This window comes from Streptomyces sp. NPDC048211 (genome assembly GCF_043202315.1).
GTDB lineage: Bacteria > Actinomycetota > Actinomycetes > Streptomycetales > Streptomycetaceae > Streptomyces.
Genome location: NZ_JBIDAD010000002.1, coordinates 1128582 through 1148618, shown reverse-complemented (window position 1 = coordinate 1148618; position 20037 = coordinate 1128582). Strand labels below are relative to the sequence as shown.

The following is a 20037-nucleotide window of genomic DNA, read 5'->3' as shown; positions in this document are numbered from 1 at the left end:
CCGAGACAACTACGGCATGAGGCACGGAGATACGCAGGCCGCGAGGGCCGACGGGCCGCTGGCACGGCCACCTCCGGAACGGGCCATACCGTAGCCCGGGGATCTTCGTTTATCCACACTAAGGACAAAGTTCGTGCGATTGCTGCCATAGCTATTGGCGAGTCGCGAAAAGAGGTCTAGCTTCATGCGCTGTTGCAGTGCCAAAGCTGTTGCAGTGACCAAAGAGGGGTGGGTGACCACATGCAGCGCACACCACATCACAGGTCCAGATCGCGACGCGGGCCTGCGGCGGCCGTAGCTGCCGCCGCACTGACCGCTTCCCTGCTCGGCGGCAATGCCGCCAGTGCCAGGCCGGACCCAGGTACACCGGGGACCATGGCGACAACGTTGTCCCTGCCGTCGCCACCGGGCGGCGCCAACGTCAAGGTGCTCGTCTTCCACGCCTCCGCCACCGAGGAGTCCCCGACCGTCGACGCCGGTATCGCGGCGATCGAGAAGATCGGGCTCACCGGTCCGGAGGCGGGCCGGTTCAAGACCGTGGCGTCCGACGATCCGGCCGTCTTCACCAACGGCAAGCAACTCGGAAAGTACAACGCCGTCGTCTTCCTGACGGGCGGCGGCGACGTCCTCGATCCGGAGCAGGAGGCCGGTCTGGAGGCGTACATGGAGGCCGGCGGCGGCTTCCTCGGCATCCATGACGCCGCGCGTACCGAGCCGTACTCGGACTGGTTCACCGGTCTGGTCGGCGCACGTCCGGCGGCCGGCAGCCCCACCGCCGTACAGCGTGCGACGGTGGAGATCGGCGACCGGCAGCACCCGGCGACGAAGAACCTGCCGCTGGAGTGGAAGCGCCCGGACAAGTGGCTGAACTGGAAGGACAATCCATCCGGCGACGTGCACACCGTGGCGCGGGTCCGGGAGATCACGTACAAGCCGGGAACGAGCGCCAACGGCTGGGACCACCCGGTCTCCTGGTGCCGCGACTACGACGGCGGCCGGTCCTTCTACACCGCGATGGGCGGTACGGTCGACAGCTTCGCCGAGGCCGACTTCCGTGACCATCTGCGCGGTGCGCTGGACTGGACGACCCGGATCTCGCAGGCCGACTGCAAGGCGACGATCACCTCCAACTACAAGGCGGAGCGGGTCACTCAGCCCAACCAGCCGGGCAAGAACGACCAGATCGGCGAGCCGCACGGCCTGGTGACCGCCCCCGACGGGCGCGTCCTGTACATCGGCCGGGGCGGCGCGGACAGCAGCGTGCCGGTCGTCACCGACTGGAAGGACCCGAACGTCGGCAAGGGTCTGGGACAGATCCACGTCTACGACCCGAAGACGAAGAAGGTCACCCTCGCCGGTGAGCTGACGGTCTTCGGCAACAAGGGCGGCGGCGACGAGCTGGTCAAGGTCGAGGAGGGTCTGCTCGGCATCGAGCTCGACCCGGACTTCGAGAAGAACGGCTGGGTGTATCTGCACTACACACCCCACGACAAGATCGACCGCGACAAGCAGATGGCGGTCCGTCAGGTCTCCCGTTTCACTCTCGACCTGGCGACGAACAAGCTGGACCTCTCCTCCGAGAAGGTGCTGCTGCACTGGCCGGTCCAGATCCACAGCTGCTGCCACGCGGGCGGCGGCATGGCCTGGGACTCCAAGGGCAACCTGTACATCGCGGCCGGGGACAACAACTCCTCGGGGTTCAGCGACGGTTACTCCGGTAACAACCCCCAGCCGAACTACAAGGGCGTCTCGTTCGCCGACGCCCGCCGTACCGCAGGCAACACGAACAACCTCAACGGGAAGATCCTTCGGATCCACCCCGAGGACGACGGCACCTACACCCTGCCGGAGGGCAACCTCTTCACCGGCAAGGAGACCGCCGAGGGCGGCGGCAAGACCCGCGGCGAGATCTATGTGATGGGTGTGCGCAACCCGGCCCGGATCTCCGTCGACAAGTCGACCGACACGCTGTACGCGGGCTGGGTCGGACCCGACGCGGGCGCCCCGAGCACCACCTGGGGCCCGGCCAAGTACGACACGTTCGCCGCGATCACCAAGGCGGGCAACCACGGCTGGCCGTACTGCATGGGCAACAAGCAGCCCTACCGGGACCGCAACCTGCCGGACCCGAGCAAGCCGCTCGGCTGGTACGACTGCGACCACCCCAAGAACGAGTCGCCGAACAACGACGGCCTGGTCAACCTGCCGCCGATCACGTCCAACACCATCTGGTACTCGCCCCAGGGCGGCGGCGTGGACTACCCCCGCGACGCCAACGGCATCCCCAGCTACAAGGTGGAGGACCAGAAGGAACTCCTGCCCTGGCTCAAGGGCGGTGGCCAGGCCACGATGAACGGCCCGGTCTACCGGTACGACGCGGCGAGCACCAGCGCCGACAAGTGGCCGTCCTACTGGGACGGCAAGTGGTTCGTCGGTGACTTCTACGACGACACCCAGCCGCGGCACGCCGTGCTCACCGATCCGAAGACGGTCGGCAAGGGCGGTCTGCCCACCCACGCCGAGTCCCTCAAGGAGATCATCCCGGTGGGCGCGGACGGCATCCGCAACCTGATGGACTGGAAGTTCGCCCCGGACGGTTCGCTGTACGTCCTGGACTACGGGCGCGGCTTCTTCACCTCCGACTCCAAGTCCGCGCTGTGGCGCGTGACGTACAAGGGCGGCGCACCCACCCCGGCCGTCAAGGACCTGGCCAGGAAGGCGGCAGTGCAGTGAGACACCGTTCGATCTTCTTCCGAAGGCGGTACCGGCCCGCGCGGCTGTGGCTCGCCCTGCTGGGGTCGTTGCTGATGGTCCTGGGACTGACGTCGACGGCGGCGTACGGCCGGGCGGCGGCCCCGGCGGACGCGGCGGCCGACCAGGTGCTGACCTGGACGGCGGGCAACGCCATCGACCACTACCTGTCCGCACCGAAGACGGCGGTGGCCGGCAAGGCGACCATCGTCTTCGAGAACAGCGAGGCGACCGGGAACACCTCGGGCATGCCGCACACGCTGACGTTCAGCGTGTCGGACCCCGAGTTCAACAACGACGTTCCGCTGAACCTGCTGGCCAACCCGGGCGACGACCAGGGCGGCAAGCAGACGGCGGAGGTCACGCTCACCCCCGGCCGGTACTTCTACCACTGCACGATGCCGGGGCACGAGGCGATGCAGGGCATCCTGACCGTCACCGAAGGGGGCGGCGGTGAGGACACCACCGCACCCGAGACCTCGGCGAAGGTCGACGGCGACAAGAACGCCGACGGCGCGTACATCGGTCAGGCGACGGTCACCCTCGCCGCCACCGACGAGGGTTCGGGCGTCGACACGGTCGAGTACGCGGTCGGGGCGGACGGCGCCTGGCAGCCGTACACCGTGCCGGTCGTCGTGAACGAGGTCGGCGCGCACACCATCCGGTACCGCGCGACCGACAAGGCCGGCAACGCGGCGGCGGAGAAGACGGCCGAGTTCACGGTCGCCGCTCCGCCGACGGACGACACGACCGCGCCCGAGACCTCGGCGACCGTGTCCGGGGAGAAGGACGACCAGGGGCAGTACCTGGGTATGGCGACGGTCACCGTCACCGCGTCCGACACCGGTTCGGGCGTCAACACCATCGAGTACGCACTCGGGGCGGACGGCGCCTGGCAGCCGTACACCGGTCCCGTGATGGTGCACGAGGTGGGGGCGCAGAAGGTCCGCTACCGCGCCACCGACAAGGCGGGCAACGCGGCCGCGGAGAAGGCGGTGGAGTTCACCGTCGTCGAACCGCCGACCCAGGACACCACGCCGCCCGAGACGTCCGCGAAGGTCGAGGGCGACAAGAACTCGGACGGCGCCTACCTCACGAGTGCCAAGGTGACGGTCACCGCGACCGACGCCGACAGCGGGGTGGACAAGGTCGAGTACTCACTGGACGGCGGCCCGTACCTCGCGTACACGGCCACGGTCATCGTCGACCGGATCGGCTACCACACGGTCGCCCACCGGGCCACGGACAAGGCGGGCAACACCTCCGAGGCGAAGCAGACGTCGTTCACCATCGCGCAGAGCGGCGGCGTACCCGCGCCGAACTGCCCGGAGTTCGACGAGCGCCTCACCGTCATCGTGGGCACCGTCGACACCGGCGTCCCCAACCGCATCACCGGCAACCGCTGCACGATCAACGAGCTGATCGAGGACGAGAAGGACTGGTCGTCGCACGCGCTGTTCCTCAAGCACGTCGACAAGGTCCTCGACAAGCTGCTCACCGCCGGGGTGATCGACGCCCGCGAGCACACGAAGATCTACAAGGCGGCCAAGCAGTCCGGCATCGGCAAGCCGGGCCAGGACGAGGGCTACCGCAAGCTCTTCGACGGCACGGCCGCCTCGCTCGCCAAGTGGCAGCAGGTGGGCGGCGGGCAGTTCGCGCTCAACGAGGCGGACGGCTCGATCACCAGCTCCACGACGGTGGACGGCATGGGCATGCTGTGGTTCCCCGAGCGCCAGTACGGGGACTTCTCGCTGAAGCTCCAGTGGCGGGACGACGCTCCCGGCACGGGCAACGCCAACGGTGGTGTCTTCGTGCGCTTCCCCAACGTCCACGACAACCCGGAGGAGCCGAATCCGGAGTGGGTCGCCATCAAGTACGGCCATGAGATCCAGGTCAACGACCGGCCGGACGGCGACATGTACAAGACCGGTTCCGTCTACGGATTCGACCGGGTGGGTCTCGCGGGCGCCGGGGTCACTCCCAAGGGCACCTGGAACGACTACGAGATCCGGGTGGTGGACCAGCACTACTCGATCTACCGCAACGGTGTCCTGCTCAACGAGTTCGACAACACGGGCGGTCAGGTCTTCGAGCCGCCGCGGGGTGACGACCCGGGCACCGACGGCCGGCGGTACGCCTCCGGCTACATCGGGCTCCAGGTCCACAGCACCTCGGACGTGATCTCCTACCGGGACATCCGGATCCAGGAGCTGTAGACAGCGCCGTTCGGTATCAGGTGGCCGCGGCCGCATGCTCGGGCATGTGGTCGCGGCCTCCCGGGTGCCGGTGGCGCCATACCCAGAAGACCGTGATGGAGACGAGGCACCAGACCGCGAGCACCAGGAACGGGAAGAGCTTCCGGTGGCCCTGGTAGTAGACGGCGGTGTGCTGGGCGTTGACGGACGCGCCCGGCGGCAGCCAGCGTCCGATGTGCCCGAGCAGCGACGGCAGCAGCGGCCAGGACACGGCCCCGCCGGAGGACGGGTTCCCCAGAAGCACCATCACGCCCCAGGTCGGGAGCATGGCCCAGCGCCCCATCAGGGTGTTGAACATGGTGAAGACCATGCCCGAGGTGAACATCGTGAACGCCAGGATCAGCCAGGACTCGGCGAAGGGAAGATCGACGGCGCCCAGCAGCCAGTCCACCACCGCGGCGATGGCGAAGGCGCCCAGCAGCGAATAGGCGACGGTGAACGCGATCCGTTCGAGGGGGATCAGGCTCCTGGCGTGCACGCTCAGCTGGATGGAGCCGACGAATCCCACGATCACGGCGGCGAGCGAGATGTAGAACAGCGCGAGTCCGCGGGGGTCGCCCTTCTGGAGCGGTTTGACGTCCGCGACGGCGATCGGGATGTTCAGCGCGTCCCCCACCTTCACGGCGGATTCGGCGAGCAGCTGGGCGACGGCGGCGCCGGAGGCACTCGCGACGTCCAGCTGCACCCCGCGGCTGCCGGACCGCACGATCGTGAAGACCTCCTGTTCCTCCAGCGCCTCACGCGCCGCGGCCGGCGTCCGGTAGACGTGGATGACGAGGGAGGCGTCGAGGGCCTTGTCCATCGCGGCGACGAACTCCCGGCCGCGGGCCGTGTCCGGCTGACTGACCACGGCGGTCGGAATCCGGTGGGGGGTCGGATTGGCCATGGCGTACGTGTACGAACCGGCGAAGAGCCCCGCTGCCGCCGCGAGGATGAACAGCAGGACAGTCGCCGGGAAGTAGGGCGACTCCTTGTACGCCGCCCACTTCTCACCCCGGGTCAGCGGCCTGCTGTGCGCCCCGTGGCGCGCGTCGGGGTGCGCTTTCGGCTGCGCGTCGGGATGCGGCCCCTGCTGCGCCTTGTCATGCGCGTCGGGGTGCGCTTTCGGCTGCGCGTCGGGATGCGGCCCCTGCTGCGCCCTGTCGTGCGCGTCGGGGTCCTGGCCGGATGGGCTCACGCGTCGCCGTCCTCGTCGTGGCGGGCGCGGCTCGGCTGTACCCGTTTCGGTTCTCCCGGCATCTTCGGGTACTCCGGCGGGTAGGGCAGGTCACCCGGGCCGCCGTCGCTCTCGTGGCGGTCGGCGAGCTCCAGCAGCGAGTCGAGCCGGAAGGCCTCCTGGTCCATGTCCGCGTGCACGTCCCCCTGTTCCGCGTAGCGCACCGGCATGGTCCGGATGTCGAAGTCGCGCGGTTCGGCGTCCTCGATCTCCTCCCAGCGCAGCGGCGCGGACACCGGGGCGTGCGGGCGGGGGCGTACGGAGTAGGCGGAGGCGATCGTCCGGTCGCGGGCTGTCTGGTTGTAGTCGACGAAGATGCGCTCGCCGCGCTCCTCCTTCCACCAGGCAGTGGTCACCCGGTCGGGCATCCGGCTCTCCAGTTCCCGCCCCACCGCGATGGCCGCCCGCCGGACCTCGGTGAACGTCCAGCGTGCCTCGATGGGGACGAAGACGTGGATGCCACGTCCGCCGGAGGTCTTGGGCCAGCCGCGCAGCCCGTGCTCCTCCAGGACGGAACGCAGTTCGAGGGCCGCCCGGACGGCGTCGGCGTAGTTGGTTCCGGGCTGCGGGTCGAGGTCGATGCGCAGCTCGTCGGGGTGCTCGGTGTCGCCGCCGCGGACCGGCCAGGGGTGGAAGGTGAGCGTCCCGAGGTTGGCGGCCCAGAGGACGGCGGCCACCTCCGTGGGGCAGATCTCGCGCGCGGACCGGCCGCTCGGGAAGGCGATCTCGGCGGTGGGAATCCATTCGGGGAGGTTCTTCGGGGCCCGCTTCTGGTAGAAGAACTCGCCTTCGACGCCGTCGACGAACCGCTGGAGGGTGGTGGGCCGGTTGCGCAGGGCGCGCAGGATTCCGGGGCCGACGGCCAGGAAGTACTCGGCCACGTCCCTCTTGGTGTAGCCCTTCTCCGGAAAGTAGATCTTGTCCGGATTGGACAGCCGTACGGCCCGTCCGCCCGCGTCCAGCTCCACCGCTTTGCCCGCTGCTGCCATGTCGGCCACGGTAGGCGGGGTGCACATATGGCGCATATCGGAGGACTCCGGTCGCCTTACGGTCCACAATCGGGGCATGGATCTGCCGGTGATGCCGCCCGTGAAGCCGATGCTCGCGAAATCCGTGAAACGGATCCCGCCCGGGATGCAGTACGAGGCCAAGTGGGACGGCTTCCGGGCGATCGTGCACCGGGACGGTGACGAGGTGGTGATCGGCAGCCGCACCGGTAAGCCCCTCACGCGGTACTTCCCCGAGCTGGTCACCGCGGTCCGGGAGAACCTGCCGCCGCGCTGTGTCGTCGACGGTGAGATCGTGATCGCGTACGACGGCCGGCTGGACTTCGACCGGCTCAGCGAGCGCATCCACCCCGCCGACTCCCGGGTGCGGCTGCTGGCGGAGCGGACCCCGGCGAGCCTGGTCGCCTTCGACCTCCTCGCGCTGGGCGACGACTCGCTCCTGGACACCGGGCAGTCGGACCGGCGCACTGTGCTGGAGGCCGCTCTCGCCGATGCCGCGGCCCCGGTCCATCTGGCTCCTTCGACCACCGATCCGGCCGTGGCCCAGGAGTGGTTCGAGCAGTACGAGGGGGCGGGGCTCGACGGTGTCGTCGCCAAGCCGCTCGATCTGCCGTACCGGCCGGACACCCGCGCGATGTACAAGATCAAACACGAGCGCACCGCCGACTGCGTGGTGGCGGGCTACCGGTTCCACAAGAGCGGCCCGGTCGTCGGCTCACTGCTGCTCGGTCTGTACGACGAGCAGGGCGCTCTGCAGCATGTGGGCGTCTGCGCGGCCTTCCCCATGAAGCGCCGCGCCGAGCTGGTCGCCGAGCTCGAACCCCTGGTGACGGATGTCGCCGAGCATCCGTGGGGGGCCTGGGCGGACGCCGAGGCGCACGAGGGTTCTCGGATGCCCGGCACCCCGAGCCGCTGGTCGGGGAAGAAGGACATGTCCTGGGTGGCGGTGCGTCCCGAGCGGGTCTGCGAGGTCGCGTACGACCACATGGAGGGCGACCGGTTCCGGCACACGACCCAGTTCCGCAGATGGCGGCCGGACCGCACCCCTTCCGGCTGCACCTACGCGCAGCTGGAAGAGGTGGTCCGGTACGACCTGGCCGAGGTGCTGTCCGCAGGCGGCTGAACGTACGCGCCCGGATCAGGCGGTGGCCGGCGGCGCCGAATCGGTGGAGCAGGGCTCTTCCGTGTCCGTCGGGTCGGGCGCCGGGGTCTCCGTCGTCCCCGGGGTCTCCGTCGGGTCCGAGGTGTCCGTCGGGTCCGGCGAGGCGGTGTCCGTGGGACAGCCGGGCTCACTCGGATCGGGCGTGGTGGTCGGGTCGGGGGTGGTGCCGGGGTCCGGAGTCGTCGTCGGGTCGGGGCTGCTGGATCCGGTGTCGGTGGGGTCGGGAGTGGTCCCCGGGTCCGTCGAACCGCCGGGGTCGGGAGAACCCGTGTCCCCCGGCGACGGGCTCGCGGACGGGTCCCCGGTCCCCGGTGACGTCGGACCGGTGGAGTGGCTGGGCTGCGGGCCGACCACGATGCCGCCCCCGCCCTTGCCGCCCTTGTCGCCCGTGCCGGACCCGCCGACGGGGTGCTTGGGCTCGTCCGGGCTGCCGGCGCCGGGGCTCCTGGGCACCGGGCCCTTGCCGTCGGGCACCACGTGGATGCCGTTGCGGTAGAACGCCAGCCAGGACAGCACGGTGCGCAGATAGGTGTCCGAGTGGTTGTAGCTCAGGATCGCCCGGTCGAGGTCGGCGCGCACGGACAGATCGCGGGGGCCGGCGCAGAGATAGGCTCCGGCGGCCAGGGACGCGTCGTAGACGTTGCCCGGGTCGCTGCGGCCGTCGCCGTTCCCGTCCCTCGCCCAGTGTGCCCAGGTCGAGGGGATGAACTGCATGGGGCCGACGGCCCGGTCGAAGGTCTTGTCCCCGTCGTACCCGCCCCCGTCCGTGTCGGGGATGTTCGCGAATCCGGCGCCGTTGAGCACCGGCCCCAGGATCGGGGAGAGCGTCGTGCCGTGGGCGTCCACCCGGCCGCCTCCCGCGTGTCCGGACTCGACCTTGCCGATCGCGGCAAGTAACTGCCACGGCAGCCGGCAGCCCGGGTCACTGCGTCGCAGTGAGCTCTCCGCCTTGCGGTAGGCGGCGAGCACCGTGGACGGGATCCCCGCCTCGGCCCACGACTGGACGGCCGCCTTGCTGCGCTTCACACCGGTCCTCGGCGGCTCCGGGCTCTTCAGGGGCGGGAGTTCGGTGTGGTAGGAGTCGTCGTTGGGTACCTGCGACCACTTGACCTCCTCCGCCTCCGTCTTCTGTTTCCGGGTCTCCTCGTGTGTGACGAGTCCCGGTGCCTGGGACGCGGTGAGCGCTGCCATCGCGGCGACGGCGGCTGCGGTGCCGCCGATGCCGCGGCGCATGGTGCCGTTGAACCTCATGCGTGCTCTCCTCTCCCCCGGATCACCGGGTGAACGTGTCGATCGCGGATATCCGCCAGGTGCCGCCTCGGCGAACAGCGTCCACGGCGAACATGGCCGCCGCGTACGTGGTCTCCTCCGCCTTGCCCGTACGGGTGTTGCTCTGGTCGGCGAAGATGATCAGCCGGGCCCGGTCGCCGTCGAGCATCTCCACCCCGCTCTCGGTCACGGTCGTGGTGAGCACGAGCTTCTGCTTGGGCGCCTGCGCCCGTACCTCGGCCAGCATGTCCTGGTGCTGCTGAACCGCCTTGCCCGTCAGGTACTTCTTCACGGCGGTGTCGGCCTTGGCCGGCGAGGCGTAGTCGTACGAGAACACCGCGCCGACGGCCTCGGTGATCTGCCCCTTCACCTCGCTGGTGCGGGCGATGTCGGTGAGCGCGGTGTTCTGCCTGCCCGGGTCGTCGTTCAGCGTGGCGGCCGAGGTGAACGCCCAGGCAGCGAAGGCTCCGAGGAGGAGGGTCGCGGCGCACAGCACGGCGGGCAGCCGGACCCGGAGGCGAGGTGGCCGGCCGGGGCGCGGCACCGCCTGCTCCTTCTCGTCCTTCCGCTCCTCCTTCCGCTCCTCCTTCCGCTTCTTCGACTCCGGTGCTTCCTGCGGTTCGTCCGCGACGGTCCCGGGGTCCACGGGCTTGTCCACGGTGGCGGGCGCTACGGCGCGTTCGGCGGCGACGGTGGCCAGGCGACGCTGCCGGTTGACGAGGTGACGGGTCGTCGACATGTCCGGGGTCCTCTCGGTGCGGGGTGGGAGTCGGTGACGTCAGCCGGCGGTGTTGCCGACGGGCGCCTGGCCGAGGGCGCTGAGCTTCCACCCCTCGGAGGTGCGGGTGAGCTGCCCCAGCATCCGGCTCTCCTTCACCGCGGGCTTGCCCTTGGGCGCGGTCACGGTCACCCGTAGCGCCACCATCACGCCCGCCTTCCCGGCCCGGTCGTCGAGCTCGGTGACCGCACCGGACAGCACCTTGGCCGTGCTGACGGTCTTCGCCTCCTGGATCTGCTTCACGAACCCGTCCCGCCCGTCGACGAGTTGCTGGTGCAGGTCCCCGGTGGTGGAGTCCTCCCAGCTGTCGAGTCCCTCGGCGAGCCGTGCGTGGTCGAGCGTGTTCATGTTCTGCACGGCCTGCTCACCGGCGGCCAGTGCGTCGTCACGCGCCTGGGCGTAAGCGGCCGAGCCGTCGTGCTCCGCCTGATACCAGGACACCCCGCCCCAGCCCGCGGCACCCGCCGCCGCGACCGTCAGGACGATCGCCGCCGCCACCAGCGGATTCCTCGTCATCCGTACCCGTGCCATCGCTGCCTCTCCCTGCCCGCCGGTCTGTGCCGTGCTGTGCCGTGTGCCGATGTGCCGCGCTATCTGGACTTGATGTCGACGATCGTCCAGCGTCCTTCCCGGAGCCGGGCCGTGACGGACAGCTGTGCAGCAGCGGTGCTCGCGGCCTTGCCCTTGCGCTCGTAGACCTGGTCGAGGAAGACCAGCAGCTGTGCGCTGTCGTCCGTCAGCCGGATCACCCCGGCGCGGACGACATGGGTGGTGAGGGTGAGCTTCTGGTCGGCGGCCTGCTTCTCGACCTGGCCGAACAGTGCCGCGTACTGCTGAAGCGCCTTGCCCGCCAGGAGTCGCTGCGCGGAGGCCTTGGTGGCGGCGATGTCGGCGGGGCCGTAGGAGAAGACCTTGCCGAGGGCGTTGGTGACGTCTCCGGCGACCTGGGTGGTCGCCATGCTGTCCGTCAGCGCGAGGTTGTCGGTGGCGGGGGTGTCGCGGAGCTGCCGGCCCGCGACGTAGAACGCGCCCCCGGCCAGGACCAGGACGGCGGCGAGCACTCCGGCCACCACCCGGGGCCATCGGCGGCCGGGGCCGTCCTCGCGATCGTCCCCCGTGGTCCGCCCGGCACCGGAGTCGGTGTCGTCGTCTCCCGCAGACTCGGCGGTGCCCGGCGGACCGGCCTTCTCCGCGCCCCCGGAAGCCGGCTGGTCGCTCATGACCTCCTTCGCGACGTCATCCACCTCACCGGTCGCGACGTCCGTCGTACCGCTCCGCAGCTTCATGTGCCGCTCCCTATGCCGAGCGCCGTGAGCGCCTTGATCTTCCAGCCGTCCCCGGTCCTGACCAGGGTGGCCTCGAAGCGCTTGCGTTCGGTGCCGGCCTTTCCGGTGCGCGGGGTGACTTCGACGTCGACGGTGGCGATCATCAGGGCGGTGCCGGTCCGTTCGTCCACTTCGGTGAGCGCCGCGTCCGTGACCTTCCCGCGCGCCGTGGCGCCGGACTTCTTCAGCTCGGCGGCGTCCTTCTTGCGGGTGCGCGCGAGCTGGTCGTGCAGCGGGCCGGTGGAGGAGTCGAGCCACCCGGCGAGTCCGGCGTCCACGCTCGCGGCGTCCTTGCCGTCCAGGGTGTTGAGCCGGGCCAGGCCCTGCCTGCCGTCGGCCAGTGCGGCGTCCCTGCTCTTGGCGTACGCCAGCTCGTCGTCACCGCGCGCCCGGGCGTACGACCAGCCGCCCAGGGCGCAGATCAGCGCGGCGACGAGGAGGACGGCCCAGCCGCTCAGCGATCGGTTACATGAGGTCATGCGCCGTCTCCCTGTCCCAGGCCCAGCAGTCCGGCCATGCCGTCGGCTGCGGGGGCGTCGTCCGCCGTGGCGCCGAGTGCTCCGGGCAGCGCGTCCGGCGCGTCGTCGCCGAACAGCAGCGTGCCGGGCTTCGCCGGTGCGGCCAACGGCCCGCCCTTGGGGGCGTTCGCACTGCCCCGGACGTTGATCCCGGTGCCGGGCGACGAGGTGCAACGGGCCTTGGTGTTGAGGGCGGGTGCGGGTGCGAGATCGAGCCCGTTGCGGTAGTGCGTGGCGCCGTAGCCGGCGGTGCAGGGCAGCGGCTCGAAGAAGGTGAGGGACATCCCGAACCGGGCGCCGTCCTCGTCGACCGCACTGGCGCCCGCCGCGGCGACGGCCGGGAGCTTGACCAGGAGTTCCTCCAGGCCGCGCTGCCGGGTGACGGCGACGTCCGACGTGGTGAGGAGGTTGGCGACGACGACCCCGAAGCTCGGGTCGAGGTCGCGCAGCAGCCCGCTGATCTGGCCGGTCGCGTCGGGTGCGGCGGCGATCAGATTGCGCAGGTCGGTGTCCGAGCCCTTGAGCTGGGCGGCGAGTTCCTTCGCTCCCGAGGCGAAGCCCTTGAGCGCCTCGCCCTGTTCCACCTGGGTACGCAACACGGTCTCGCCGTCGACCATCAGCCTGGTGTTGACGGGCAGCGCCTCGTCGGCCGCCTCGACGAACTCGCTGCCGGTGTCCAGAAGTACCTGGAGGTCGTCGCCTCGTCCGGAGAAGGCGGTGCCGAACTCGTCGACCACCGTGCGCAGCGACTCCAGGTCGACCGACGAGGCCAGGTCGTTGACGCTGGTGAGCACGTTCGTCACCGGCGCGGGGACGGTGGTCTCGGCCTGGTCGATGACCGAGCCGTTCGCGAGGAAGGGGCCCTCGGTACGGGTCGGCCGCAGGTCGACGTACTGCTCGCCGACCGCGGAGAGGCTGGCCACGACCGCCTTCAGGTCGTCGGGGATGGGCGGCGCGGACCTGTCGATGCGCAGCTCGGCCTCCACGCCGTCGTCGGTGAGCTCGATGGGACCGACACGACCCACGGAGACACCCCGGTAGGAGACGTTGGAGTGGGTGAACAGACCTCCGGTCCGCGGGAGTTGCATCTTGACGGTGTAGTAGTCGCGCATGCCGATGTAGTGGCCCAGGTCGGCGTACCGCACGCCCAGATATCCGAGCACCAGTACCGCGATGATCAGGAACGCGATGTTCTTCAGCCGGATGGCGAGGGTGATCATCAGTTGCTCCCCTCTGTGGCCGAGGACGAGGATGAGGCGGAGGACGAGGCGGAGGACGTCGCCGAGGCCGAGGCCGACGCCTTCTCCGACGCCTTCTGCGAAGGCTTTCCGGAGGCCGTTGCCGTGGCCGGGCCGGTCGTGGGAGCCGAGGTCGCGGGAAGGGGCAGCGGAAGCCCCGCACCGGCGGCCGCCCTCGCCCCGGCCGGGGTCTCCGGCTCCGGCTCGTACGCCGGAATGATCTGGGTGCCGGGTGCGGCCGTCATGTCCAGGTACACGTTGAGGTAGTCGCCCTTCACACCCCGCAGCACCTCGTCCGTGAACGGGTACGTGAGAAGCACCTGGAGGGAGTCGGGCAGATCGTTGCCGGAGTCGGCCAGCTCCCGGAGGGTGGGGGCGATGGCCTTCAGGTCGGCGATGGTGTCCGCCTTGCTCTTGTTGATGGTGGTGACGGCGACGGTGGAGAGGGTGTCCAGGGAGCGCAGCATCGTCAGGAGCGAGCCGCGCTGCTTCTCCAGGACCTTCATCCCGGGGCTGAGTCCGGTGAGGACCTTTCCGACGTCCTGCTTGCGGGTGGCGAGTGTGGCGGAGAGCCGGTTGACGCCGTCGAGCGCCGCGGTGATGTCACCTCGGTGGTCGTCGAGGTTGGTGACGAGGGTGTCGACGCGCTTGAGCATGGACCGGACCTGCGGTTCCTGCCCGGCCAGTGCCTTGTTGAGTTCGGTGGTGATGGTCTTCAGCTGGTTGATGCCGCCGCCGTTGAGGAGCATCGACAGAGCGCCGAACACCTCCTCGACCTCCGGGTTCCGGTTGGTCCGGGTGAGCGGGATCCGGTCGCCCGGGGCGAGGGTGCCCTTGGCGGTCCCGCGCGCGGGGGGTGAGAGCTGGATGTACTTCTCGCCCAGCAGGCTCGACTGCTCCAGGTGCGCGTAGGCGTTGGCCGGGAGCTCGATCTTCCCGTTGACCTTCATGGTGACCCGGGCCTGCCAGGTGTCCGGGACGAGGGAGATCCTGGTGACGCGGCCGACGGCGACGTCGTTGACCTTCACCGAGGACTGCGGGGCGAGGCTGAGTACGTCCCCGAAGTCCGCGGTGATCTCGTACGGATGGTCACCGAGGTCCGCGCCGCCGGGCAGCGGCACATCCTCGATCCCCGAGAAGCTCGGGGCCCCGCACCCGGTGACGAGGAGGGTGCAGCAGAGGCCGAACGCGATCAGGGTGGATGCGCCCGTGGTCGCGAGGGCGCCGGGTCTGCGCGGGTTCCGGCTCATCGGTTCGCCCCCTTCTTGTCGTCCTTGCTGTTCTTCGTCGTGCCGTAGACGGTGCCCACGGCCGGCAGCGGCAGCGCGGGCAGCGCCTGTTGCTGCTCGGCGTCGACCGGGGAGAGCCCTTCGGGGCCGGGGGACGACTCCAGCAGGGGGCCGCCCATGCTGAGCTCGTTGAGGTCGGTCCGGCCGTTGAGGGTGCGGTTGGCCGGGTCGTACGCGTTCAGGACGTTGCCTGCCGACAGCGGAAGGGTGTCGAGCGACTCGGCCAGTGAGGCGCGCTGGTCGACCAGGGTCTGGGTGATCGGCACCAGGGCGTCCACGTTCTCCTTGAGAGCGCCCCGGTTGTCCTTGATGAACGTCTTGACCTGGGCGAGGGCGGTGCCGAGCTCCTTGAGTGCGGCCCCGAGGTTCTTCTTGTCGTCCGCCAGGAAGCCGGTGACGGAGTTCAGCTGGTTCTCGGCCGTCCGCACGTTGCCGTCGTTGTCCTTCAGCATGGAGGTGAAGGTCTGGAGGTAGGCCAGCGTGTCGAAGAGGTTCCCGCTGCTCTTGTCGAGCGTCTTCGTCGCCTTGCCGAACTGCTCGATGGAGTCGCCGATGTCCTTGCCGTTGCCCTTGAGGTTCTTCGCTCCGGTGTCCAGGAGCCCGGCGAAGGCTCCCTCGGCGTTCGCCCCCTCCGGGCCGAGCGCGTCGGAGATCTCGGTGATGGACTCGTACAGCTGGTCCACCTCCACCGGCGTCGCGTTCTTCTCGGCGGGCAGTTCGGCGCCGTCGGCGAGGACGGCTCCCCCGGTGTAGGCGGGGGCGAGCTGCACGTACCGGTCGGCGACGAGACTGGGCGCCACGACGACCGCGTGCACGTCCTTCGGCACCTGGACGTCCTTGTCGACCCGCAGGACGACCTTGACGTCCTTGCCCCGCGGCTCGACCGACTCGACGGTTCCGACCCGCACTCCGAGGATCCGCAGGTCGGATCCGGCGTAGACGCCCGTCGCCCGGTCGAAGTACGCGGTGACGGTCGTCGTTCCCGCCTCCTCCATGGCCATCACACCGGTGGTGGCCGCGACGGCCACGACGACGAGGCCGGCCCCGATGCCGATGACGCGGGTGAGTCTCATCTCAGCTCCCGCCTTCCTGCTTGGGAGGCATGCATCCGGTCGCCGGTGGTGTGTCGGCGGGCAGGTAGTTCTTCGGTACGACGCCGCAGACGTAGTTGTCGAACCAGCGGCCGTTGCCGAGGGTGTTGCCGACGAGCCTGTTGTACGAGCCGGAGAGCGCGAGCACCTTGTCGAGGCTCTTGCGGTTCTTGGTCAGCACCGCGGTGACCCGGCCCAGCGCCTTGAGCGTGGGCTTCAGCTGCTTGTTGTTGTCGGCGACGAGACCGGTGAGCTGGATGCCCAGGTCGCGGGTGCCGGTGAGCAGGAGGTGGATGGAGTCGCGGCGGGCCTGGATCTCGCCGAGGAGCAGGTTGCCGTCCTCCAGGAGGGTCTCGAAGCTGCTCTTCTTGTTGGCGAGGGTCTTGGTGAGCTGCTTGCTGCCCTTGAGGAGGGTCGCGAGCTGGGCGTCGCGCTCGGAGACCGTCCTGGAGAGGGCGGACAGCCCCTTGGCGGCGCTCTTCACGTCCGGCGGGGAGTCCTTGAACGTGGCGGAGATCGTCTCGAAACTCTTGGCGAGCTGCGCGGTGTCGATCTCCTCGATGGTCTCGCCCAGCCCGTTGAAGGCCTGGGTGACGTCGTACGGGGAGGTGGTGCGGCCGGCCGTGATGCGCTCGTCCGGGTTCTGCGGTGACTCGCCGAGCGGGTCCACGGCGAGGTACTTGTCGCCGAGGAGCGTCTTGATGGCGATGCCGACGGTGCTGGCGTTGCCGATCCAGGCGTCCTTGACCTTGAAGGTGACCTTCACCTTGGCGCCTTCGAGGGAGACTCCGGTGACCTTGCCGACCTTCACTCCGGCGATCCGCACCTCGTCGCCCTCGTCGAGTCCGGCGGACTCGCTGAAGTCGGCGCTGTACGTGGTGCCGTCGCCGATGAAGGGCAGGGAGTCGGCGCGGTAGGCCCCGTATCCCAGGAGGGCGAGCACGAGCAGTCCGACGATGCTGACGGCGACGGGGTTGCGGTCGCGTACGGGCTTGATTCTCATGACAGGCACCTCGGCTGGGTGATCTCGATGCCGGTCGGCGGGGTGCTGCCGTCGCTGGTCGTGACGCCGCTGACCTTGGCCTCGCAGAGGTAGAGGTTGAGCCATGACCCGTACGAGGCGAGGCGGCTGATCGCCTCCATCTTGGCCGGGGTCTTCTCAAGGAAGTTCTCGATCTTCGGCGAGTTGTCGGCCAGCCGGTCGGAGAGACGGCCGAGCTGCTTGATGTCCTCCTTGAGGGGTGCCCGGCCGTCGTTGAACAGATCGGCCGTGACCGTGGTCAGGGCGCCCATCGCGGTGACCGCCTCGCCGAGCGGCTTGCGGTCGCCCGAGAAGCCGGTGACGAGTTTCTGGAGGGTGTCGACGAGGTCGTCGAAGCCGGCCTCACGGTCGTTGACGGTCTTCAGGACCGTGTTGAGGTTCTTGATCACCTCGCCGATCACCTTGTCCTTGGCGGCGACTGTGCCGGTCAGCGATCCGACGTGCTGCAGGATGCTGTCGATGGTGCCGCCCTCGCCCTGGAGCACCTGGACGATGGAGCCGGCCAGTTGGTTGACGTCGGGCGGGGAGAGGCCTTCGAAGAGCGGCTGGAAGCCGTTGAAGAGCTGGGTGAGATCCAGAGCCGGCGTCGTCCGGGAGAGCGGGATGGTGGCCCCCGCGGTGAAGCTCCTGCCGACGGGCCCCGCACCCTGGTCGAGGTCGATGTAGCGCTGGCCGACCATGTTGAGGTACTTGATCGACGCGGTCACCGACGCCGGCAGCTTCCGGCTCTTCTGCACGTTGAAGCGGACCTCGGCGAGCCGCCGGTCGGCGACCTCGATGGACTCGACCTGTCCGACCTTGACCCCGGCGATCCGGACGCTGTCGCCGACGATGAGCCCGGTCGCGTCGGTGAACCTGGCCCGGTACGAACGGGTCTCGCCGACACCGGTGTTGGCGATGGACAGACCCAGCACCGTGGTGGCGAGCACCGTCACCAGGATGAAGACGATCGATTTCGCGAGCGGTCCCGCGAGGGAGCGGCGCTTCACTTCAGCTTCACCTCCACGCCGCGGAAGGCCGGACCGATGAGCACGCTGCTCCACTCGGGCAGGGCCTGCGGCCGGACCTTCAGTGAGGGAGCGACCAGTTCGTTCACGAGCCGGCTCTCCTGCGGGGAGTTGGGCATGCCGAGGGACGCGTCGGCCGCCGGCACTTCTTCGGGGGCGGTCGTCTCCGGGTCCGCCGTACCACTGCTGTGCTCGGAGGTCCTGGCGTCGGCGGTCGGCACGCTCTGGCCGACGTAGGGGATGGAGTAGCAGTGGGGTCCGCCGGTCGCGTCGTAGACCGGGGTGTCCTTGCCCGCTACGTACTTCCCCCGGGAGGGCACGGTCTTGAGCGTGACGTGGAGCCCCGGCCGGTCGGTGCCCTTGCCGAGCGCCTTGTCCATGGCCGGCACGAACCCGGCGATGGTGCGCAGGGTGCAGGGGAACTCCGAGGAGTACTTCGCGAGCGTCTCCAGAGTCGGTCTGCCCGAGGTCGCGAGCCGGATGAGGTTGTCCTTGTTCTTCTCCAGGAACGCGGTGAGGTCCCGGGCGGAGGCGGTGGTGGAGCCGTACAGGTCGGCGAGTTCGGCCTGCTGCTCGGCGACGGTGCCGCTGGTGACGGTGAAGTCGGTGAGGGCGTCCAGGACGTCTGGGGCGGCGTCCGCGTACAACCGGCTCACCTTGACGAGCTCCTTGATGTCCGCGTTGAGCGTGGGGAGCTGCGGGTTGAACTTCTGGAGGTGTGTGTCGAGGGTGGCGAGGGTGTCGCCGAGCTTCTCGCCGCGGCCCTGGAGTGCCTGGGAGACCGCGTTGAGGGTGGCCGAGAGCTTCTCGGGCTTCACCGCGGTCAGCAGGGGCAGGACGTTGTCGAGGACCTCTTCGAGTTCGAGGGCGTTGCTGGAGCGGTCCTGCGGGATCACGGCCCCGGCCCGGAGCGTCTGCGCGGACGGCACGGCGGGCGGCACGAGGGCCACGAACCGTTCGCCGAACAGCGTGGTCGGCAGCATCTGGGCGGTGACGTCGGCCGGGATGCGGTCGAGCTTGTCCGGCTCGATCGCCAGCGTGAGGCGGGCGCCCTCGCCGTCGGCCGCGATGTCGCGGACCTGGCCGATGACGACACCGCGCAGCTTCACGTCGGCGTTGTCGTGCATCTCGTTGCCCACGCTCGACGTCCGTACGGTGACGGTCGCGTCGTGGACGAAGTCCTTCTCGTACACGGAGACCGACACCCAGATGAGGACGGCGGGTACGAGGAAGAAGGCGACCCCGGCGGTTCTGCGGCCGGCGGTCCTTGTGGTCCGGGAAGTCATCAGCCGGCCACCTTCACGGTCGTCGTGGCGCCCCAGATGGCGAGCGAGAGGAAGAAGTCGGTGACGCTGATCAGCACGATCGCGTTGCGCACCGAGCGGCCGACGGCCACGCCCACCCCGGCGGGTCCGCCGGTGGCGTGGTAGCCGTAGTAGCAGTGCGCGAGGATCACCATCACGCTGAAGATCAGCACTTTGAGCACCGACAGCAGGACGTCCTGCGGGGAGAGGAAGAGATTGAAGTAGTGGTCGTACGTGCCCGCCGACTGTCCGTTGAACAGGACGGTGACGTAGCGGGAGGCGACGTACGAGGAGAGCAGCCCGATCGCGTACAGCGGGACGATGGCGACGACCCCGGCGATGATGCGGGTGGTGACGAGGTAGGGCATGGAGCGCACGCCCATCGACTCCAGGCCGTCGATCTCCTCGTTGATCCGCATGGCGCCGAGCTGCGCGGTGAAACCGGCGCCGACGGTCGCGGAGAGCGCGAGGCCCGCGACGAGCGGGGCGATCTCACGGGTGTTGAAGTACGCGGAGATGAAGCCGGTGAAGGCGGCGGTGCCGATCTGGTTGAGGGCGGCGTACCCCTGGAGTCCGACGACCGTGCCGGTGGCCAGGGTCATCGCGATCATGACGCCGATGGTGCCGCCGACGACACCGAGGCCGCCGCTGCCGAAGGCCACCTCGGCGAGCAGGCGCTGCACCTCCTTGAGGTAGCGGCGCAGCGTCCGGGGAATCCAGACCAGGGCCCGTACGTAGAAGGCGAGTTGGTCACCTGATCGGTCGAGCCAGCTGAGTATCGGCAT

Annotated in this window: 17 protein-coding genes; 3 read left to right on the top strand and 14 right to left on the bottom strand. The window is 69.5% G+C overall.

All coding sequences use genetic code 11. From position 1 onward, the window contains the following. The first annotated feature begins 240 nt into the window (after window positions 1-240). Both ACGFZA_RS11855 and ACGFZA_RS11850 read left to right on the top strand, forming a co-directional pair. Complete coding sequence (locus ACGFZA_RS11855) at window positions 241-2733, top strand: ThuA domain-containing protein (RefSeq protein ID WP_385280315.1); 2493 nt, start codon at window positions 241-243, stop codon at window positions 2731-2733. Then, window positions 2730-4967 (top strand): OmpL47-type beta-barrel domain-containing protein, encoded by a 2238-nt coding sequence (locus ACGFZA_RS11850; RefSeq protein WP_393678780.1) that lies wholly within the window; start codon window positions 2730-2732, stop codon window positions 4965-4967. Before ACGFZA_RS11855 ends, ACGFZA_RS11850 begins: the two co-directional genes overlap by 4 nt. A 16-nt stretch (window positions 4968-4983) precedes the next feature. On the opposite strand, the gene ACGFZA_RS11845 is transcribed toward ACGFZA_RS11850, so the two are convergent. After that, window positions 4984-6009 (bottom strand): ABC transporter permease, encoded by a 1026-nt coding sequence (locus tag ACGFZA_RS11845; protein ID WP_393678904.1) that lies wholly within the window; start codon window positions 6007-6009, stop codon window positions 4984-4986. 170 nt (window positions 6010-6179) lie between these two features. Beyond that, complete coding sequence (ligD, locus tag ACGFZA_RS11840; RefSeq protein WP_393678903.1) at window positions 6180-7190, bottom strand: non-homologous end-joining DNA ligase; 1011 nt, start codon at window positions 7188-7190, stop codon at window positions 6180-6182. 97 nt (window positions 7191-7287) lie between these two features. Between ligD and ACGFZA_RS11835 the strand changes: the two genes are divergently transcribed. Beyond that, entirely contained in the window at window positions 7288-8352 is a 1065-nt protein-coding gene (locus ACGFZA_RS11835; RefSeq protein WP_393678779.1) for an ATP-dependent DNA ligase, read from the top strand. A 15-nt stretch (window positions 8353-8367) separates the two neighbouring features. Here the strand turns inward: ACGFZA_RS11835 and ACGFZA_RS11830 are convergent, their stop codons facing one another. From ACGFZA_RS11830 to ACGFZA_RS11775, 12 genes are read right to left on the bottom strand one after another with little or no spacing between them, the layout of a single operon-like run. Beyond that, window positions 8368-9642, bottom strand: a complete 1275-nt coding sequence (locus tag ACGFZA_RS11830; RefSeq protein WP_393678778.1) for a lytic transglycosylase domain-containing protein — start codon at window positions 9640-9642, stop codon at window positions 8368-8370. Window positions 9643-9664: 22 nt separating this feature from the next. Further along, window positions 9665-10399 carry a hypothetical protein gene (locus tag ACGFZA_RS11825; RefSeq protein ID WP_393678777.1) on the bottom strand — a complete coding sequence of 245 codons (735 nt, stop codon included), beginning with the start codon at window positions 10397-10399 and terminating at the stop codon, window positions 9665-9667. Between the two features lie 39 nt (window positions 10400-10438). Further along, entirely contained in the window at window positions 10439-10969 is a 531-nt protein-coding gene (locus ACGFZA_RS11820) for a nuclear transport factor 2 family protein (protein ID WP_385280301.1), read from the bottom strand. A gap of 59 nt (window positions 10970-11028) precedes the next feature. Further along, on the bottom strand, window positions 11029-11724 hold the full coding sequence (locus ACGFZA_RS11815) for a hypothetical protein (protein WP_393678776.1): 696 nt from the start codon (window positions 11722-11724) through the stop codon (window positions 11029-11031). Beyond that, window positions 11721-12242: a hypothetical protein gene (locus ACGFZA_RS11810; protein ID WP_385280297.1), complete on the bottom strand. Its 522-nt coding sequence runs from the start codon at window positions 12240-12242 to the stop codon at window positions 11721-11723. The genes ACGFZA_RS11815 and ACGFZA_RS11810 overlap by 4 nt, the downstream gene beginning before the upstream one ends. Further along, window positions 12239-13501, bottom strand: coding sequence for an MCE family protein (locus ACGFZA_RS11805; protein WP_393678775.1), 1263 nt, complete (start codon window positions 13499-13501; stop codon window positions 12239-12241). The genes ACGFZA_RS11810 and ACGFZA_RS11805 overlap by 4 nt, the downstream gene beginning before the upstream one ends. Then, complete coding sequence (locus ACGFZA_RS11800) at window positions 13501-14769, bottom strand: MCE family protein (protein WP_385280292.1); 1269 nt, start codon at window positions 14767-14769, stop codon at window positions 13501-13503. Before ACGFZA_RS11800 ends, ACGFZA_RS11805 begins: the two co-directional genes overlap by 1 nt. After that, window positions 14766-15881, bottom strand: a complete 1116-nt coding sequence (locus ACGFZA_RS11795) for an MCE family protein (RefSeq protein ID WP_385280289.1) — start codon at window positions 15879-15881, stop codon at window positions 14766-14768. The genes ACGFZA_RS11800 and ACGFZA_RS11795 overlap by 4 nt, the downstream gene beginning before the upstream one ends. Before the next feature lies 1 nt (window position 15882). Beyond that, window positions 15883-16902: an MCE family protein gene (locus ACGFZA_RS11790; protein WP_385280287.1), complete on the bottom strand. Its 1020-nt coding sequence runs from the start codon at window positions 16900-16902 to the stop codon at window positions 15883-15885. Then, on the bottom strand, window positions 16899-17930 hold the full coding sequence (locus ACGFZA_RS11785; RefSeq protein WP_385280284.1) for an MCE family protein: 1032 nt from the start codon (window positions 17928-17930) through the stop codon (window positions 16899-16901). Before ACGFZA_RS11785 ends, ACGFZA_RS11790 begins: the two co-directional genes overlap by 4 nt. Continuing rightward, window positions 17927-19234 carry an MCE family protein gene (locus tag ACGFZA_RS11780; RefSeq protein ID WP_385280281.1) on the bottom strand — a complete coding sequence of 436 codons (1308 nt, stop codon included), beginning with the start codon at window positions 19232-19234 and terminating at the stop codon, window positions 17927-17929. The genes ACGFZA_RS11785 and ACGFZA_RS11780 overlap by 4 nt, the downstream gene beginning before the upstream one ends. Next, window positions 19234-20037 carry an MlaE family ABC transporter permease gene (locus ACGFZA_RS11775; RefSeq protein WP_393678774.1) on the bottom strand — a complete coding sequence of 268 codons (804 nt, stop codon included), beginning with the start codon at window positions 20035-20037 and terminating at the stop codon, window positions 19234-19236. Before ACGFZA_RS11775 ends, ACGFZA_RS11780 begins: the two co-directional genes overlap by 1 nt.

What these genes read in the sequence shown, in the direction of transcription:
- ACGFZA_RS11855 (WP_385280315.1), top strand. Translation starts at nt 241, where the DNA reads ATGCAGCGCACACCACATCACAGGTCCAGATCGCGACGCGGGCCTGCG.
- ACGFZA_RS11835 (WP_393678779.1), top strand. Translation starts at nt 7,288, where the DNA reads ATGGATCTGCCGGTGATGCCGCCCGTGAAGCCGATGCTCGCGAAATCC.
- ACGFZA_RS11830 (WP_393678778.1), bottom strand. Translation starts at nt 9,642, where the DNA reads ATGAGGTTCAACGGCACCATGCGCCGCGGCATCGGCGGCACCGCAGCC.
- ACGFZA_RS11825 (WP_393678777.1), bottom strand. Translation starts at nt 10,399, where the DNA reads ATGTCGACGACCCGTCACCTCGTCAACCGGCAGCGTCGCCTGGCCACC.
- ACGFZA_RS11820 (WP_385280301.1), bottom strand. Translation starts at nt 10,969, where the DNA reads ATGGCACGGGTACGGATGACGAGGAATCCGCTGGTGGCGGCGGCGATC.
- ACGFZA_RS11815 (WP_393678776.1), bottom strand. Translation starts at nt 11,724, where the DNA reads ATGAAGCTGCGGAGCGGTACGACGGACGTCGCGACCGGTGAGGTGGAT.
- ACGFZA_RS11810 (WP_385280297.1), bottom strand. Translation starts at nt 12,242, where the DNA reads ATGACCTCATGTAACCGATCGCTGAGCGGCTGGGCCGTCCTCCTCGTC.
- ACGFZA_RS11805 (WP_393678775.1), bottom strand. Translation starts at nt 13,501, where the DNA reads ATGATCACCCTCGCCATCCGGCTGAAGAACATCGCGTTCCTGATCATC.
- ACGFZA_RS11800 (WP_385280292.1), bottom strand. Translation starts at nt 14,769, where the DNA reads ATGAGCCGGAACCCGCGCAGACCCGGCGCCCTCGCGACCACGGGCGCA.
- ACGFZA_RS11795 (WP_385280289.1), bottom strand. Translation starts at nt 15,881, where the DNA reads ATGAGACTCACCCGCGTCATCGGCATCGGGGCCGGCCTCGTCGTCGTG.
- ACGFZA_RS11790 (WP_385280287.1), bottom strand. Translation starts at nt 16,902, where the DNA reads ATGAGAATCAAGCCCGTACGCGACCGCAACCCCGTCGCCGTCAGCATC.
- ACGFZA_RS11780 (WP_385280281.1), bottom strand. Translation starts at nt 19,234, where the DNA reads ATGACTTCCCGGACCACAAGGACCGCCGGCCGCAGAACCGCCGGGGTC.
- ACGFZA_RS11775 (WP_393678774.1), bottom strand. Translation starts at nt 20,037, where the DNA reads ATGCCGATACTCAGCTGGCTCGACCGATCAGGTGACCAACTCGCCTTC.